Source organism: Faecalibacterium sp. BCRC 81149 (genome assembly GCF_022750605.1).
Taxonomy (GTDB): Bacteria; Bacillota; Clostridia; order Oscillospirales; family Ruminococcaceae; genus Faecalibacterium; species Faecalibacterium duncaniae.
In genome coordinates, this window is sequence record NZ_QXJA01000004.1 from 128839 (window position 1) to 144624 (window position 15786).

12 protein-coding genes and 1 riboswitch are annotated in these 15786 nt (G+C 57.3%); of the genes, 9 read left to right on the plus strand and 3 right to left on the minus strand.

Annotation, left to right across the window (positions count from 1 at the left end):
• Entirely contained in the window at positions 1-1050 is a 1050-nt protein-coding gene (locus D3F01_RS06830; RefSeq protein WP_242887272.1) for a putative ABC transporter permease, read from the plus strand.
• A 230-nt stretch (positions 1051-1280) separates the two neighbouring features.
• Positions 1281-1356: riboswitch (cyclic di-GMP riboswitch) on the plus strand.
• Positions 1357-1555: 199 nt separating this feature from the next.
• Positions 1556-4447: a leucine-rich repeat protein gene (locus tag D3F01_RS06835; protein WP_242887275.1), complete on the plus strand. Its 2892-nt coding sequence runs from the start codon at positions 1556-1558 to the stop codon at positions 4445-4447.
• A gap of 400 nt (positions 4448-4847) precedes the next feature.
• Here D3F01_RS06835 and D3F01_RS06840 read toward each other — a convergent pair whose 3' ends face one another.
• On the minus strand, positions 4848-5768 hold the full coding sequence (locus tag D3F01_RS06840) for a sugar phosphate nucleotidyltransferase (RefSeq protein ID WP_242887291.1): 921 nt from the start codon (positions 5766-5768) through the stop codon (positions 4848-4850).
• 162 nt (positions 5769-5930) lie between these two features.
• On the opposite strand from D3F01_RS06840, the gene D3F01_RS06845 reads away from it, so the two are divergent.
• The 7 genes from D3F01_RS06845 to D3F01_RS06875 all read left to right on the plus strand — a co-directional run bounded on the left by D3F01_RS06845 (position 5931) and on the right by D3F01_RS06875 (position 13846).
• Positions 5931-6707, plus strand: coding sequence for an SDR family oxidoreductase (locus D3F01_RS06845; protein WP_242887294.1), 777 nt, complete (start codon positions 5931-5933; stop codon positions 6705-6707).
• A 67-nt stretch (positions 6708-6774) separates the two neighbouring features.
• Complete coding sequence (locus D3F01_RS06850) at positions 6775-7410, plus strand: RpiB/LacA/LacB family sugar-phosphate isomerase (RefSeq protein WP_242887297.1); 636 nt, start codon at positions 6775-6777, stop codon at positions 7408-7410.
• Positions 7411-7502: 92 nt separating this feature from the next.
• A complete protein-coding gene (locus D3F01_RS06855; RefSeq protein WP_242887300.1) occupies positions 7503-7913 on the plus strand; it encodes a DUF1622 domain-containing protein in 411 nt (136 codons plus the stop codon).
• Between the two features lie 252 nt (positions 7914-8165).
• Positions 8166-10016 carry an ammonium transporter gene (locus tag D3F01_RS06860; RefSeq protein ID WP_242887303.1) on the plus strand — a complete coding sequence of 617 codons (1851 nt, stop codon included), beginning with the start codon at positions 8166-8168 and terminating at the stop codon, positions 10014-10016.
• 245 nt (positions 10017-10261) lie between these two features.
• Positions 10262-11542: a chloride channel protein gene (locus tag D3F01_RS06865; protein WP_242887316.1), complete on the plus strand. Its 1281-nt coding sequence runs from the start codon at positions 10262-10264 to the stop codon at positions 11540-11542.
• A gap of 368 nt (positions 11543-11910) precedes the next feature.
• Positions 11911-13701, plus strand: a complete 1791-nt coding sequence (gene thrS, locus D3F01_RS06870; RefSeq protein WP_242887331.1) for a threonine--tRNA ligase — start codon at positions 11911-11913, stop codon at positions 13699-13701.
• Complete coding sequence (locus D3F01_RS06875) at positions 13694-13846, plus strand: hypothetical protein (RefSeq protein WP_181967253.1); 153 nt, start codon at positions 13694-13696, stop codon at positions 13844-13846. Before thrS ends, D3F01_RS06875 begins: the two co-directional genes overlap by 8 nt.
• 59 nt (positions 13847-13905) lie before the next feature.
• Here D3F01_RS06875 and D3F01_RS06880 read toward each other — a convergent pair whose 3' ends face one another.
• Positions 13906-14286, minus strand: a complete 381-nt coding sequence (locus tag D3F01_RS06880) for a hypothetical protein (RefSeq protein ID WP_117506026.1) — start codon at positions 14284-14286, stop codon at positions 13906-13908.
• 218 nt (positions 14287-14504) lie between these two features.
• Positions 14505-15566, minus strand: coding sequence for a tryptophan--tRNA ligase (gene trpS, locus D3F01_RS06885; RefSeq protein ID WP_005934814.1), 1062 nt, complete (start codon positions 15564-15566; stop codon positions 14505-14507).
• Positions 15567-15786 lie beyond the last annotated feature (220 nt).

The window sequence follows — 15786 nt, forward strand, 5'->3', positions numbered from 1 at the left end:
ATGTCCTTTTTTGTCAACACCATGGTCTGCGGCTTTTCGCTGTATCAGATCCTGGCGTTTTTCCTGATCTACTCCTGCCTGGGCTGGTGCCTGGAGGTCATCTATGCTGCCGTTTCCACCGGCCAGCTGGTGAACCGCGGCTTTCTGAACGGCCCGGTCTGCCCCATCTACGGCTTTGGCATGATCATCGTGCTGTTCACCCTTTCGCCGCTGGCAGACAACCTGCTGCTGCTCTATATCGGCGGCGTGATCCTGCCCAGCGTGCTGGAGCTGGCGGGCGGCTGGGCGCTCTACAAGCTCTACCACACCCGGTGGTGGGATTACAGCGACTTCCCCTTCAACATCGGCGGATATATCTGCCTGGAGTTCTCCCTTTTGTGGGGCGTGGGCACCGTTGTGGTGATGAAGGCCGTTCACCCCGTGATCGCGGGTTTTGTGGCGATGGTCCCCCAGATGGTGGGCTTCGTCCTCATGTGCATCCTGTACGCCTGCTACGCCGCCGACGTGGTGGTGACCGCCTTTGCGGCCTCTGACCTGGCCCGTGAGCTGGATGCTCTGGAAAAGGTGGCCGACAGTATGCACGCCGTGTCCGATGCCATGACCGAGCTGCTGGGTACCACCGCCATGGATGTGGACCAGAAGATGGACGAGAGCCGCCTGCAGCTCAAACTGGCAGCTGCCGAGGCCCGGGACAATGCCGCCAAACTGAGCCCCCGGGATGCCGCTGCCGCCCTGCGCGCCAAGGCCGACGAGGCCATGGAGGCTGCACGCAAGTCCTCCCAGGAGGCCCGGCTCAATGCCTCTGAGGCCGCCACTGCCGTCAAGCTGGCCGCCAAGGGCACCGCAGAGCGCACGGCAGAGCTGCTCCGTCTGGAACAGCTGGCCGAGGAACTGCAGGCCCGCAGCGAGGAGATGCGCGCCCGCACCCGGAGCTCCAAGTACTTTGGCAAGGGCCGTATGCTCCGCGCTTACCCCAAGCTGCGCCACGGCGAAAAGCACCGCTCTCTGGACGAGCTGCGGGAGCGCCTGAAATACGAGCGCAGGCACTGACCCTGACCGCTGCAGCAACCCCAAATGCCCCTGACCGGCTTCTTTCGGTCAGGGGCATTTTTCTTGCGCTGCATTCTCCATAAAGTCAGGCAGATCTTGTGCTGCTGCACGATTCTGTTTTCCACATTGTACGCTCCTTTTTGTATACTCTTCCAAATCTTTTTTCGTCATATTGACAAAAAAAAAAAAAGAGTATCTTATCCTGTGCAATATGCTATTCCCGCTAAAAACTGAAGAATCGGCAAACCAGTCGAAAGGCTGCGACGCAAAGCTACAGGGCCTGTAACATGGCAGCCAGCTGCACGTTATTCTCTCCGGGTAAGGTAATACGAAACCTTGCACCTCCTTGTGAAGATGCGTCGGCTTCCCTTCAGGAGAGCGAGCGTGCAGCGGGTCTGCAAGGGTTCAGAGCGTTGTACCAGCCGTTTGGCCGGTGCGGCGCTCTTTTGTTTTGGTTGAAATAGAGAGAATTTTTGGGAATATCATGGAAAAGGAGTAAAAAATTATGAGACCCAAGCGTTTGATCAGCTTATTGGTTGCGGTCTGCATGATGATCACCATGCTGCCCCTGTCGGCAGTCACGGCATTTGCAGCATCAGCATCCTCATACCCAACCCCAACGTCACCAGATGACCTTGTAGCCAGCGACGGCACCTATTGGTATGCGTATAAGGAAAACGCAGACGACACCGCCACCATCACCATCACGGATTTTCTTGGACCTGTTAAATCAGCGGAAACCCCTGCCCCCTATACCATTACCGTGCCTACAAAGCTGGGCAATTACAATGTGACCGCTATCGGCGTAGGCGCATTTGCCGGCCCATCCAATCATCCAAAAGACCCAAAATTAAGCAAGCTCTGTCAGCAGATCAAGGTCGTTAAAATTTCAAAGGGCATTACCTCCATCGGTGAATCTGCCTTTGAAAGCTGCACTGCCTTGACAGACGTTACCATTGATGCGGGTATAACCTCCATGGGCAGTTTCACCTTTGCTTACTGTAGCGCTCTTAAAAATGTTACGTTAGGCGATGGTGTCCGGGAAATCAGCGATCATGCTTTCATGTACTGTGAGCAGCTTGCGCATCTTACGTTAGGCAGCGGCATTCAGACGATCGGCGATTACGCCTTTAACAACTGCCTTATCCTAGACAACGTTACCCTTCCTGCAAATTTGACCTCCATTGGAGAGTATTCTTTCTGGCGCTGCAACAAGCTGCACCAAATTACAATTCCAGAAAAGGTCACACATATCGGTGATGCCGCATTCGGCGAATGCGATGAACTTGGCTCTGCCAAGATAAAAGGCCCGGTAACGTCAATCGGAAAATGCACATTTACGGTATGCCCTAAACTAAAGACTGTTGAACTTCCCAAAAGTTTAACAACCATTGGTGATTCTGCTTTTTGCAATTGTGAACTCTTGGATCATGTTGTGATCCCCGACAATGTAACCCATATTAAAGATCACGCTTTTGCAGGTTGCGAAACGCTTTCTGATCTTACTCTGGGCAGCGGCCTGACTGAAATCGGAAATGACGCATTCGGCGGCTGCAAAGCACTGCAGAACATCCAACTGCCTGCCCATCTAAAAACAATCAACAACTCTGCTTTCTTCAACTGTGCTAACCTTTCAAAGATCACCCTGCCAGACGGAGTGGAAACCATTGGAAAGTGGGCTTTTGGCAACTGTGAAAACCTCGACTCGATCACTCTGCCGGACAGTGTAACAACCATTGGGGAGCATGCTTTTTACTTCTGCAAAAAAATCGTCTCCATCACTATCCCGAAAAATGTAACAACCATTGAACCTAATACCTTTTCCTATTGCTATAATTTGAAATACATTATGCTCCCTGCCGGGTTGACCTCCTTCAAGGATGATCTGAGCACTTGTATGACTGGACAAATTTCTCCTGTCTACGAGAAGGACAGTGAGGGCAATTTCCGTACTGATGAAGAGGGCAACCTTATTATCCACACTTACGTTGCCAATGGTGCCATCTACTACAACAACGACAAGACCGCTGCAGATGCCCTGCTTGCAAACTCTACCAACACCGATCTGAAAAACCGCAATTTCCTTTACCTCTGCCATGTGACCTTTGATGCCAAGGGCGGCAACCTGACCGACCCCGCTGAGGTGCCGGTTTATAAGACCGAAAAAATCACTGATACCAAGGCAAACGAACTGACTGCCATCAAAGCTCCCACCCGTGCGGGTTACAAGTTCACCGGCTGGTACACCACCGCAGATGGCAAGCCCGAAGATGGCAAGTTTGATGTGGACAAAACCGCCATTACGGAGGACATCACCCTCTATGCCGGTTGGGAGTTCGACCCCAATGCTCCGGGCTACCGCCCGCTGACCGTGACCGGCGGCACTGTTACTGTGAAATACGACGGCAGCGATGTGACCAGCAAGTTGAACAGCAAAACTGACGCAACCACCGGCCAAAAGACCTACTATGTACCGGACGGCGCAGAAGTGACCGTGACGCTGGACAAGACCGCAGTGCCCAATGGCAAAGTGTTTGACGGTTGGTCTACCGGCAATCTCTCCCTGCCGCAGGATCAGAACTGCAAGGCTGAGACCATCACTTTCCCCATGAGCAATGGTGTGAATGTGTCTGCAAAGTACCGTGATGCCGCCACTGACCACACCCCCGATACCGCAGCCTGCCACCCGCTGACCGTGACCGGCGGCATTGTTACCGTGAAAAACGGTGACAAGGATGTGACCAATACCTTGACTGTTACTACTGACGAGACCACCGGCAAAAAGACCTACTATGTACCGGACGGCGCAACAGTGACCGTGACGCTGGACAAGACCCTGATCCCTGAGGGCATGGTGTTTGACATCTGGTCTACTGGCAAGTTCTCCCTGCCGCTGGGTCAGGACTACAAGGCTGAGACCATCACCTTTACCATGAACACCATGAGCAGTGGTGTGGATATTGCCGCACAGTACCGTGATGCCACCATTGAAGATGATGGGCCCAATGTGCTGGGCACTGCCGCGATCATTGGTACTGCCGCTGTGGGCACCGCAGTGCTGGGCTATCAGGCCTATTCTCTGGGCACTGAATTTGCAGGCAAGCTGATGGCTCTGCCCTACTTCCCCAGCAACCGCAGCGCTCTTGCCATGATGCTGTGGGAGGATGCAGGCAAGCCCATGCCCGAATCTGAACTGCTCTACCCCGATGTAGGGCAGGAAGAGCAGGATATGGACCTGCAGCACGCCGCCCGCTGGGCCATGGAAAACGAGCTTATCCCTGACCTGAACGATGAGGGCACGGCTCCGGAAGAGATGAAGTTCTTCCCGGCCAATCCCGTAAGCAAGCTCGATGTGCTGAATGCATGGCAGAAGGCACAGGAGCTCAAGAACAACTAACGCCATCCCCGAATATTCCCAAATATACGTAGAAGCGCCTCATCCTTCACCGGATGGGGCGCTTCTGCGTTGTAATGTGTCGAATTTTCTGTTATACTGTACTTGTCGGCCTTCCGACCTCGATCTATAAGAGGAAGGGGGTGAGTTTTATGAACTTTATAATCTCTTTTACACTGTCCGTCGCAGCGGGTGTAGTCAGCTATTACATCTGCAAGTGGCTTGACGACCAGTTCAAGGCCGGTAAGCACTAATCCTTAGCAAGCAGGAAGCCCCCTCGGTATTCGCACTACCGCGGGGGCTTCTTGTTGCTGCTTGGTGAGTTTTATGAACTGCAACCAATCTCTTTTACAACTTTATTATATGCTGTATCGCTCAAAAAGTCAAGCAGATTTTGTTTTGCTCACGCCCACAGATCCTCGGGGTACAGGCCCTCCTGGGTTTTCTGGGCGATGGCGGCCACCACGGTGGGCTTATCTTCGCGGTAGGTCACACCGTACCACTTATCGGTGCTCTTGAGCACGGTGACTGCTGCCTTGCCCTCATCGATGAGCTCGCTGGCCACAGTGGGCAGGAAATACTCGCACATGAGGGGGTTCTTGGGCAGATTCTCACGCAGCCAGCCCGCAAAGCGGCGGTCGGCCTCGTCCAGGAAGCTCTTGCCGAAGCCCCACAGGTTCATGCTGACAGGTGCTTCCACCGGCAGGTCATCCGTGCCCTCACCGGTGAGGGAGGTGCAGCGGATGCCGCCCTCATAGGTCTCAATGCCGGTGCGCTCGGTCACGCTGTGCAGGGTGCCGTCCGGGTTCACCACGCAGACACCGCGGGAGACGGTGCCGTTCTCAGAGACGGTATTTTTGAGCAGGTAGCTCACCATGCAGTAATCGTAAACTGCGCCGTCCTGATGGGTGGACAGATACTCATAGATGACCTTGAAGGCCTCGGGGCCGTAGTAATCGTCCGCGTTGATGACGGCGAAGGGCCCATCGATGAGGTCTTTTGCGGCCAGCACGGCGTGGCAGGTGCCCCAGGGCTTAACACGGCCCTCGGGGATGGTGAAGCCTGCGGGCAGTTCATCCAGCTGCTGGAAAGCGTATTTCACGTTCATGCCCTGAGAGACGCGGTCGCCGATGGCGGCTTTGAAGGCCTCCTCGATTTCGTGCTTGATGACAAAGATCACAGTCTCAAAGCCTGCGCGGTGGGCATCGTACAGGGAGTACTCCACAATGGGCTGACCCTTGGGGCCCACCGGGTCGATCTGCTTCATGCCGCCGTAACGGCTGCCCATGCCGGCAGCCATGACCACCAATACCGGTTTGTTCATTTTTCTTTCCTCCTGCGTCAGTGCGCTGTTCTTTGAGTCTATTATACTCCAAATTTTCCCGGGCAACAAGGGATAGCTTTTCCTTGAATTTTTGCATGGATTCTCACCCGCTGCCGTGATAGAATAGAGGCAATGGAGTTTCCGCAGAAAAGGAGAATGCTTATGTCAACCAAAACTGTCTGGATCACCGGCGCTTCTTCCGGCATCGGGCGGGAGTTTGCCCGCCGCTATGCCCGGCTGGGCTTCCGGCTCATTCTGACCGCCCGCCGCCGCGACCGGCTGGAGACCCTTGCCGCTGAGCTCCGGGCGAAACACGGCACCCTCTGCCGCATCGTACCCGCCGACCTTGAGCAGGATGCGCAGGTCACCGCCCTGTGCGAAGCACTGGCAGACGAACGCATCGACCTGTTCATCAACAACGCGGGCTTTGGTGCCTGCGGTGCCTTTTCCGAGACGGACGAGGGCAAGGAGCTTTCCATGCTGCGGGTGAACGTGCTGGCCATGCACCGGCTGTTCAAGTTCACCCTGCGCAAGATGGAAGCCCAGGGCTTTGGCACCATCCTGAACGTGGCATCCTCGGCGGGCCTGCTGCCGGGCGGGCCCTATATGGCGGGCTACTACGCCTCCAAGGCATACGTTGTCAGCCTGACCCGCGGCGTGGCCGAGGAGCTGCGGGAGCAGCACAGTCCGGTCTATGTCTGTGCCCTCTGCCCCGGCCCCGTGGACACCGAGTTCAACGACCGCGCCGACGTGGTGTTCGCCCTCAAGGGCATCACCCCGGAACTCTGCGTGGAGGAGGCCATGCGCGGGATGCTCCACCGCAAGACCATCATCGTGCCCAGCACCCTGATGCGCCTTGCCACCACGGCCCAGAAGCTCGTTCCCACGCCCCTGCTCATGCCCATCCTGGCCCACCAGCAGAAGAAAAAGCTGGGCTGATGGCCGCTTGACAGCGCACCGCCGCTCATGTATCCTAGAGGTATCCGAAAAACAGGAGGAATGTTCCATGAAGATTGCACTCATCAACGAAAACAGCCAGGCCGCCAAGAACGGCATCATTGAAGCCGCCCTGAAAAAGGTGGTGGAACCCATGGGCCACGAGGTGGTCAACTACGGCATGTACACCGCCGAGGATGCCGCCCAGCTGACCTATGTTCAGTGCGGCATTCTGGCCGCCATCCTGCTGAACAGCGGCGCGGCCGACTACGTCATCACCGGCTGCGGCACCGGCGAGGGTGCCATGCTGGCCCTGAATAGCTTCCCCGGCGTGATCTGCGGCCATGTGGAGGACCCCGTGGACGCTTACACCTTTGCCCACGTCAACGACGGCAACGCCGTTTCCATGCCCTTTGCCAAGGGCTTTGGCTGGGGCGGCGAGCTGAACCTCGAGTACTGCTTCGAAAAGCTGTTCGGCTTTGGCCACGGTCAGGGCTACCCCAAGGAGCGCGTTGTGCCTGAGATGCGGAACAAGACCATTCTGGACGATGTGCGCGCCGCCACCTTCAAGCCCCTGATCGAGTGCCTGCAGAGCATCGACCAGGACCTGCTCAAGGGAGCCATTGCAGGCGAAAAGTTCAGCGAGCTGTTCTTCGCTTCCTGCAAGGACGAGCAGCTGGCCGCCTACATCAAGACCCTGCTGTAAGCAGAAGCGGCAGGATACACTAATCTTATCCAAACACATCCTGCTCACCCTGAAACGGGCGGTTTATAATACGAAACACGAGGAAGTCTAATATGGCATGGTTATACCATTTCAATCAGATCGTCACCCACGGCATGGAGGGGTTTCTGGAGACGGCGGTGCCGCTGATTTCCGGGCTGGCTGAGATCATCGGCCTGTTCATCATCGTCACAAGCCTTGTCAAGGCCACCTACCACTATGTACGGGCCACCTTTTTCCATGGCCAGCACGATTTCCTCCACGAGATGTCCAGCGGCCTGACCACGGCGCTGGAGTTCCTGATGTCGGCGGAGATCGCCAAGACCTTCCTGCTGCAGAATCTGGAATCGGTGGTGCCGCTGGCGGCCACCTTTGCCCTGCGGGCCATGATGAGCCTGATGCTCCACTGGGAGATGGAGGGCGGGCACCGCTCCGGCCGCAAAAAGGAAGAAACGCCCGCCGGTGAGGCCGAGAGAAAAGAATGACTTATAAAGTTTCCCTCTTTTTTCTCGGTTCTGGGTTGTGTAAAACGTAAAAATTGCGCCCCGGCTCTTGACAGTTTTGCACAAAGGGGCTATACTCGTGCCATCGAAAGCAAAGGCGCTGACGGAAGAGATTCCGCCAGCGCCTTTTGTGTTTTCGCTGGATATTGCTCGGGAGGAATAGAGGGCCTCCTGAACAAGGCTCCCGCGCACATTCGGTGCGGGGAGCGCATTACAAACCGGGGAGGTATTATAATGTTCAGTTCCATAAACACCTGTTGGGTGCTGGTTGCGGCATTCCTGGTCTACTTTATGCAGGCCGGTTTTGCGCTGTGTGAGGCGGGCTTTACCCGCGCCAAAAACACCGGCAACATCCTGATGAAAAACATGATGGACTTCTGCATCGGCACACCGTGCTACTGGGTCATCGGCTTCGGCCTGATGTTCGGCGGCACAAGCGCGCTGATCGGCGGGTTCGATCCGTTCATTCAGGGCGATTACGGCCACCTGGGGCTTGATATCCCGCTGTGGGTGTACATCGTGTTCCAGACCGTGTTCTGTGCCACGGCAGCCACCATCGTGTCCGGCTCCATGGCCGAGCGCACCAACTTCAAGGCTTACTGCGTTTATTCCGCTGCCATTTCGCTGGTGGTCTACCCCATCTGCGGCCACTGGATGTGGGGCGGCGGCTGGCTGCAGAGCATGGGCTTCCATGATTTTGCCGGTTCCGCAGCCGTTCACAACGTGGGCGGTGTGATCGCCCTGCTGGGTGCCGCAATGCTCGGCCCCCGCATCGGCAAATACGACAAAGACGGCACCCCCCACGCCATTCCCGGCCACAACCTGACCGCCGGTGCGCTGGGCGTGTTCATCCTGTGGTTCTGCTGGTTCGGCTTCAACGGCGGCTCTTCCCTGAGCCTTGCCACCGATGAGGCCATGACCCTGACGGGTCTTGTCTGCTTCAACACCAACCTGGCCGCTGCCGTTGCCACCTGCGTGACCATGATCTTCACCTGGCTGCGCTACGGCAAGCCCGATGTCTCCATGACCCTGACGGGTCTTGTCTGCTTCAACACCAACCTGGCCGCTGCCGTTGCCACCTGCGTGACCATGATCTTCACCTGGCTGCGCTACGGCAAGCCCGATGTCTCCATGACCCTGAACGGCTCTCTGGCCGGTCTGGTCGCCATCACCGCAGGCTGCGACGCTGTCTCTCCCTTCGGTGCCTTCATCATCGGCTTCGTGGCCGGCATCCTTGTGGTCCTGAGCGTTGAATTCTTTGATAAGATCGCAAAGATCGATGACCCCGTGGGTGCTGTCTCCGTTCACTTTGCAAACGGCGTGTGGGGCACCATTGCCGTGGGCCTGTTCTCCAACGGCGGCGACGGCGTGGGCAAGGGCCTGTTCTACGGCGGCGGCTTTGCACAGCTGGGCACCCAGCTGCTGGGCCTTATCACCGTTGATGTGTACGTTGTGGTCGTGATGTTCATCATCTTCAAGATCATCGACAAGACCATCGGCCTGCGCGTCCCTGCTGAGGTGGAGATCGACGGCCTGGATATCCACGAGCACGGCCTGACTTCTGCTTACGCCGGTTTCTCCATCTCCGATGCCAACGCCGCTGCCATGGTGCCCAACGAGAACACCGATCTGGGCGAGGATGATGCCTCCAAGGCAAGCGCCGTGCAGATGAACGCTGCCGTGCCTGTGGTCAAGGAGCCTGCCGTCATCCACGATGGCATCTACGACACCGGGATGCACAAAGTGTCCATCATTGCAAAGCTCTCCAAGTTCGATCAGCTCAAGACCGCGCTGAACGATCTGGGTGTGACCGGCATGACCGTGACCCAGGTGATGGGCTGCGGCATCCAGAAGGGCACCACCGAGAAATACCGCGGCGTGCCTGTGGACAGCACCCTGCTGCCCAAGATCAAGGTCGAGGTCATTGTTTCCAAGATCAGCGTGGACGCTGTGGTGGATGCCGCCAAGAAGGCCCTGTACACCGGCCACATCGGCGATGGCAAGATCTTTGTCTACAACGTGACCCGCGTGGTCAAGATCCGCACCGGCGAAGAGGACTTCGCCGCCCTGCAGGATGTGGAGTAACGCTCCGCACAATTTCAACCGCTGTCCCGCTTTGAAAGCGTGACGATATTTGTTCTCCTTGTTCTCCTTTTTCCTTTTTCTGAAATCCATTCGGCAGAACCCCTGCTTTCTCCGCACAAGGAAGCAGGGGTTTGTTGTTGTCACCACGATGTGAGCCCCCTGCAATGGTTCCGGGTTGACATCCCCGTGCGGGCGTGTTATTTTGAGGAGTAAAAATTTTCAGTTTTTTTGTATCAGGAGTTTCTATGAGCAACTTGAATGATTTTAACCGCGAGGCCAAAGCCGCCCTGCGGGTGGCCCTGCAATGGCTGTTGCTGGCCGTGCCCACGGGTCTGGTCTGCGGCGCAGTCGGCACAGCGTTCCACCTGAGCGTGGAGTACGTCACCGAGCTGCGGGCCGCGCAGAGCTGGCTGCTGCTCTGCCTGCCGCTGGCGGGCCTTGCCATCGTGGCACTCTACAAGGTCACAAAGTGCGAAGGCGTGGGCACCAACAATGTCATCCGCGCCGTGCAGAGCGGCGAGCCGGTCAGCCTGCTGCTGGTGCCCGCTATCTTTCTGGGCACGGTGCTCACCCACCTGTGCGGCGGTTCTGCCGGCCGCGAGGGTGCCGCTTTGCAGATGGGCGGCAGCATCGGCTGGAACGTGGGAAAACTGCTGCATCTAAGCGATTACGTCCGCCGCACTGCCACCATCAGCGGGATGGCCGCGTTCTTTTCCGCTCTGTTCGGCACCCCGCTGACCGCCGCCCTCTTCGCCATGATGGTGGAGGACGTGGGGCTGACGTTCACTTCGGCCTTTATGCCCGCGTTCACTTCGGCCCTCATTGCTTACGGCGTATCCCTGTTCTTCGGGATCGCCCCGACCAATTTTGTGCTCAATTCCATCCCGCACCTGACGCTGGAAACCGCGCTTCAGACCGCCCTGCTGGGCATTGCCTGTGCCGCCGTGACCCGGCTGTTCTGCTGGACGCTTCACACCCTGGAGCACGGGATCCCCAAACGGATCCCGAATCCCTGGCTCCGGGCTTTTGCGGGCGGTGCAGCCGTAGTAGCGTTCTCGTATCTGTTCGGTGTCGGGCGGTACAACGGGGCCGGAATGGCCGTCATTGCCGATGCCGTGGAGCAGGGCACTGCCCTGCCCTGGGATTTTGCCTGCAAGATCTTCCTGACCGCCCTGACGCTGGCGGTGGGCTTCAAGGGCGGCGAGGTGGTCCCAAGTTTCTACATCGGGGCGACCTTTGGCTGTGTGGCCGGCCCCCTGCTGGGCCTGCCCGCCGGGTTTGCCGGTGCCATCGGTCTGGTCTGCGTGTTCTGCGGAGCCACAAACGCCCTGATCCCCTCCATCCTGCTGGGATTCGAGCTGTTTGGCGGGCAGGGGTTGGAGCTTATTGCGCTGGGCTGCGGCGTGTGCTACATGCTCTCGGGCCACCACGGCCTCTACAGCAGCCAGACCTTTGTCACCAACAAGCTGCGGCCGGAGTACGCCTCCCACAAGTGGCGGGTCAAGCTGAAGAAAAAAGAAGAATGATTTTTCGCAGATTTTCGCCGCGGAGTGCTTGATTTTTTGCCGCCATCGTGCTACAATCAGCGTAGTTTCATCCTGACCAAAGCGATGATGCGGACAAACCGAAGCTCGTTCCCCATGACGCAGAGAGGGCTGCCCCGGATACCGGGTGCTGCAAGCAGCCTGCCGTGCATCGGGCTTCTACCACCGCAGAGCGCAGAGGAGAACCTCTGCCGGGTGCGCCCGTTACAGCACAGCGAGTGGCGTGTTCTCAAGGGCACGCAATTCGGGTGGAACCGTGGAACGCGTGAAATCTTCAGGCGCTTCATCCCGTAAATTTGAGCGGGATGGAGCGCTTTTTTGTTTTAACTTTCATCAAAAGGAGAACCGTTATGAAGATCATCTACAAAGACGGCCATGTGGACGAGTGCCCGCAGGACCAGGAACTGCATGTTATCCGCCACACCGCTGCTCACATCATGGCGCAGGCTATCAAGCGCCTGTACCCCGAGGCTGACTTCGCCTTTGGCCCCGCCACCGAGAACGGCTTCTACTACGATGTCGATCTGGGCGACATCAAGCTCACCGATGACGATCTGGCCAACATCGAAAAAGAGATGCGCAAGATCTGCAAGGAAAATCTGGCCATCAAGCCCTTCATCCTGCCCCGTGACGAGGCTGTGAAGCTGATGGAGGAGCGCCAGGAGCACTACAAGATCGAGCACATGGCTGACCTGGCCGACGAGACCGAGTTCAGCTTCTTCCAGCAGGGCGAGTACGTTGACATGTGCATCGGACCCCACCTGACCTACACCAAGGCGCTGAAGGCCTTCAAGATCACCCAGCAGTCCGGCGCATACTGGAAGAACGACAAGGAAAACAAGATGCTGACCCGTATCAACGGCGTGGCATTCCACAACCAGGAAGAGCTGGAAGCCTGGGAGAAGGAGCAGCAGGAGGCCCGTGAGCGCGATCACCGCAAGATCGGCAAGGAGATGGGCCTGTTTATGACCGACGACCTGGTGGGCCGCGGCCTGCCCATGTTCCTGCCCGCTGGCTACACCGTCTGGCAGGAGCTGGAGAACTATATCAAGGAGAAGGAGCGTGCACGCGGCTACCTGCACGTGATGACCCCCTGCATCGGTACCGTGAACCTGTACAAGACCTCCGGCCACTGGGATCACTACCGCGAGAACATGTTCCCCGCCATGGAGATGGAGGGCGAGAGCTACGTCCTGCGCCCGATGAACTGCCCCCACCACATGATGATCTACGCAAATCGTCCCCACTCTTACCGTGACCTGCCCATGCGCATCGGTGAGATCGCACACGATTTCCGTTACGAGTCCTCCGGCACCCTGAAGGGCATTGAGCGCGGCCGCCACTTCTGCCAGAACGATGCCCACCTGTTCTGCACCCCGGAGCAGATCAAGAGCGAGGTCGCCGATGTCTGCAACCTGATCTTCGAGACCTACAAGGACTTCAAGATCACCGATTACCGCTGCGTTCTGTCCCTGCGTGACCCCGCCGACAAGAAGAAGTACCACGACGACGATGCCATGTGGAACCACGCCGAAAACGCTCTGCGCGAGGTGCTGACCGAGCTGGGCATCCACTTCACCGAGGAGATCGGCGAGGCCGCCTTCTACGGCCCCAAGCTGGACGTGAACGTCAAGCCCGCCGTGGGTGCTGAGTATACTCTGTCCACCTGCCAGCTGGACTTCTGCCTGCCCGCAAAGTTCCACCTGACCTATGTGGACAAGGACGGCTCCGAAAAGACCCCCGTTGTCCTGCACCGTGCGATCCTGGGCTCCCTGGACCGCTTCATGGCCTACCTGATCGAGGAGACCAAGGGCAAGTTCCCCACCTGGCTGGCACCTGTTCAGGTCAAGGTCCTGCCCGTTTCCGAAAAGACCCTCGAGTATGCGGAGAGCATCACCGAGAAGCTGGTGGAGGCCGGTGTCCGCGTGGCTCTGGACGACGACAACCAGAAGATCGGCTACAAGATCCGTGCCGCACAGCAGGTGGACCGTGTGCCCTACATGCTGGTTCTGGGTGCCAAGGAAGCCGAGGCCGGCAACCTCTCTGTCCGTGACCGCAAGGGCGAGACCACCACGATGGAAGTGGATGAATTCATCGCAAAGGTCACCGAGGAGATCAAGACCCGCAGCTACAATGCCTGATATTGTAAAAATAGAGCTGCAAAGTGAAGAGCATCCAAACGAAGAAACCATTGCTGCCATGTTGGAAGCCGAGCGCATTGCGCGAGACCCCAATGTAAAGCATTATACGGATTTGGATGAACTATTTGCAGATTTGAAACGTTAAACGAACAGCGCCGCTTTCCCATGACCGGGAGAGCGGCGCTTGTTTTATAATATCCTGTTTCAAACCCCGCTGCTGCCACGGGAGCTGATGCTCATAGGCGGCACTCCACTGAATACCGCCTGACCATTTACGGTGTTCTGGGTCATGCCGATAATATCCAGCAGCTGACTTTCACTGTACGTCGTCGGATAGTGGAGAATCGTTTCATTCTGGCAGATGTATTTTCCTGCCGCCGTTTCAACTGCGCCTGCACGTTCCAGCTTTGCCAGAATTTTTCCCAACTGTTTACGATCCAGCCGGGTTTCCTTTTCTGTCAACGCCGCAGAGAGCTGCTGCGCTGTCAGTGGCTTTTCCCGCACCAGCAGCGCCAGCGCCAGTTCTGCCGCATTCAGATGGTGCAGCCTCCATCCGTTCCGAAGCCAGATTCCCTTTTGTTTCATATCACAGCCCTCCTTTTTATGGTTCTTCCTTGAGTATACCAACTCCCTCAGGAGATGCAATAGATGATTTGTTAATCTTTTTCCGCTCTACTCAGACACGGAGGGCAACAATCACCATTTGCAACTGGAAATCTGTCAGCCAGCAATTGCGCTTACCAAAAAAGCCGCTCTTTTCCGGCATTGGCACCGGAAACGAGCGGCTTACATTTTACAAAAGATTATTTCAGCAGGTTATTATCCGCGAAGTAGTCAATGCGCATGGCTTTGCGGACATTGGCCAGGGTGGCGGCAGCGGTCTTTTCAGCCACGGCGCTGCCTTCCTTCAGGATCTCCACGACCTCGGGCAGGCGCTGCTCCCACTCCTTGCGGCGGTTGCGGATGGGCTCCAGCTCGGCCTGCATGACAGCGTTCAGGAACTTCTTGATCTTCACGTCGCCCAGACCGCCACGCTGATAGTGGGCCTTGAGCTCATCGAGGTTCTGGTACTCCGGCAGGAACTCGGCGAAGTGCTCGGGGCGGCTGAAAGCATCCAGATAGATGAACACGGGGTTGCCCTCCACCTTGCCGGGGTCCTGCACCCGCAGGTGGTTGGGGTCGGTGTACATGGACATGATCTTCTTCTTGATGTCCTCGGGCTCATCCGACAGGTAGATGCAGTTGCCCAGGCTCTTGCTCATCTTGGCCTTGCCATCAATGCCGGGCAGGCGCAGGCAGGCGGCATTCTGGGGCAGCATGATCTCAGGCATGGTCAGGGTCTCGCCGTAGACGGCGTTGAACTTGTGCACGATCTCGCGGCACTGCTCCAGCATGGGCATCTGATCCTCACCGGCCGGCACAGTGGTGGCACCGAACGCCGTGATATCCGCTGCCTGGCTGATGGGGTAGGTGAAGAAGCCCACCGGGATGCTGGTCTCGAAGTTCCGCATCTGGATCTCGCTCTTCACGGTGGGGTTGCGCTGCAGGCGGCTCACCGTGACCAGATTCATATAATAGAAGCTCAGCTCTGTCAGCTGAGGCACCATGGACTGGATGAAGATGTGGACCTTGTTGGGGTCCAGACCGCAGGCCAGATAGTCCAGTGCCACCTGCAGGATGTTCTGGCGGACCTTCTCCGGGTTATCGGCGTTGTCCGTCAGGGCCTGCGCGTCAGCGATCATAATATAGATCTCGTCGAACTTGCCGGTGTTCTGCAGGCGCACGCGCTCCTTCAAAGAGCCAACGTAGTGGCCAACATGCAGGCGGCCCGTGGGACGGTCGCCGGTCAGAATGATCTGTTTCATTGTGATTTCTCCTTTTCAGGCAGCTCACCCTCTCAGTCATTGCTTCGCAATGCCAGCTCCCCCAAAGGGGGAGCCTTGGGCAGCTTCACCGTTTCGTCAGAAGCTCTCCCTTTGGGAGAGCTGGCGCTCAAGCGCCTGAGAGGGTGAGGACGCTGACCACAAGGATGCCGCTATCGTGATATTTCTTACTCTCCAGTATATCCCCTGTGCAATTTTCTGT

What these genes read in the sequence shown, in the direction of transcription:
- D3F01_RS06830 (WP_242887272.1), top strand. Translation starts at nt 1, where the DNA reads ATGTCCTTTTTTGTCAACACCATGGTCTGCGGCTTTTCGCTGTATCAG.
- D3F01_RS06835 (WP_242887275.1), top strand. Translation starts at nt 1,556, where the DNA reads ATGAGACCCAAGCGTTTGATCAGCTTATTGGTTGCGGTCTGCATGATG.
- D3F01_RS06840 (WP_242887291.1), bottom strand. Translation starts at nt 5,768, where the DNA reads ATGAACAAACCGGTATTGGTGGTCATGGCTGCCGGCATGGGCAGCCGT.
- D3F01_RS06845 (WP_242887294.1), top strand. Translation starts at nt 5,931, where the DNA reads ATGTCAACCAAAACTGTCTGGATCACCGGCGCTTCTTCCGGCATCGGG.
- D3F01_RS06850 (WP_242887297.1), top strand. Translation starts at nt 6,775, where the DNA reads ATGAAGATTGCACTCATCAACGAAAACAGCCAGGCCGCCAAGAACGGC.
- D3F01_RS06855 (WP_242887300.1), top strand. Translation starts at nt 7,503, where the DNA reads ATGGCATGGTTATACCATTTCAATCAGATCGTCACCCACGGCATGGAG.
- D3F01_RS06860 (WP_242887303.1), top strand. Translation starts at nt 8,166, where the DNA reads ATGTTCAGTTCCATAAACACCTGTTGGGTGCTGGTTGCGGCATTCCTG.
- D3F01_RS06865 (WP_242887316.1), top strand. Translation starts at nt 10,262, where the DNA reads ATGAGCAACTTGAATGATTTTAACCGCGAGGCCAAAGCCGCCCTGCGG.
- thrS (WP_242887331.1), top strand. Translation starts at nt 11,911, where the DNA reads ATGAAGATCATCTACAAAGACGGCCATGTGGACGAGTGCCCGCAGGAC.
- D3F01_RS06875 (WP_181967253.1), top strand. Translation starts at nt 13,694, where the DNA reads ATGCCTGATATTGTAAAAATAGAGCTGCAAAGTGAAGAGCATCCAAAC.
- D3F01_RS06880 (WP_117506026.1), bottom strand. Translation starts at nt 14,286, where the DNA reads ATGAAACAAAAGGGAATCTGGCTTCGGAACGGATGGAGGCTGCACCAT.
- trpS (WP_005934814.1), bottom strand. Translation starts at nt 15,566, where the DNA reads ATGAAACAGATCATTCTGACCGGCGACCGTCCCACGGGCCGCCTGCAT.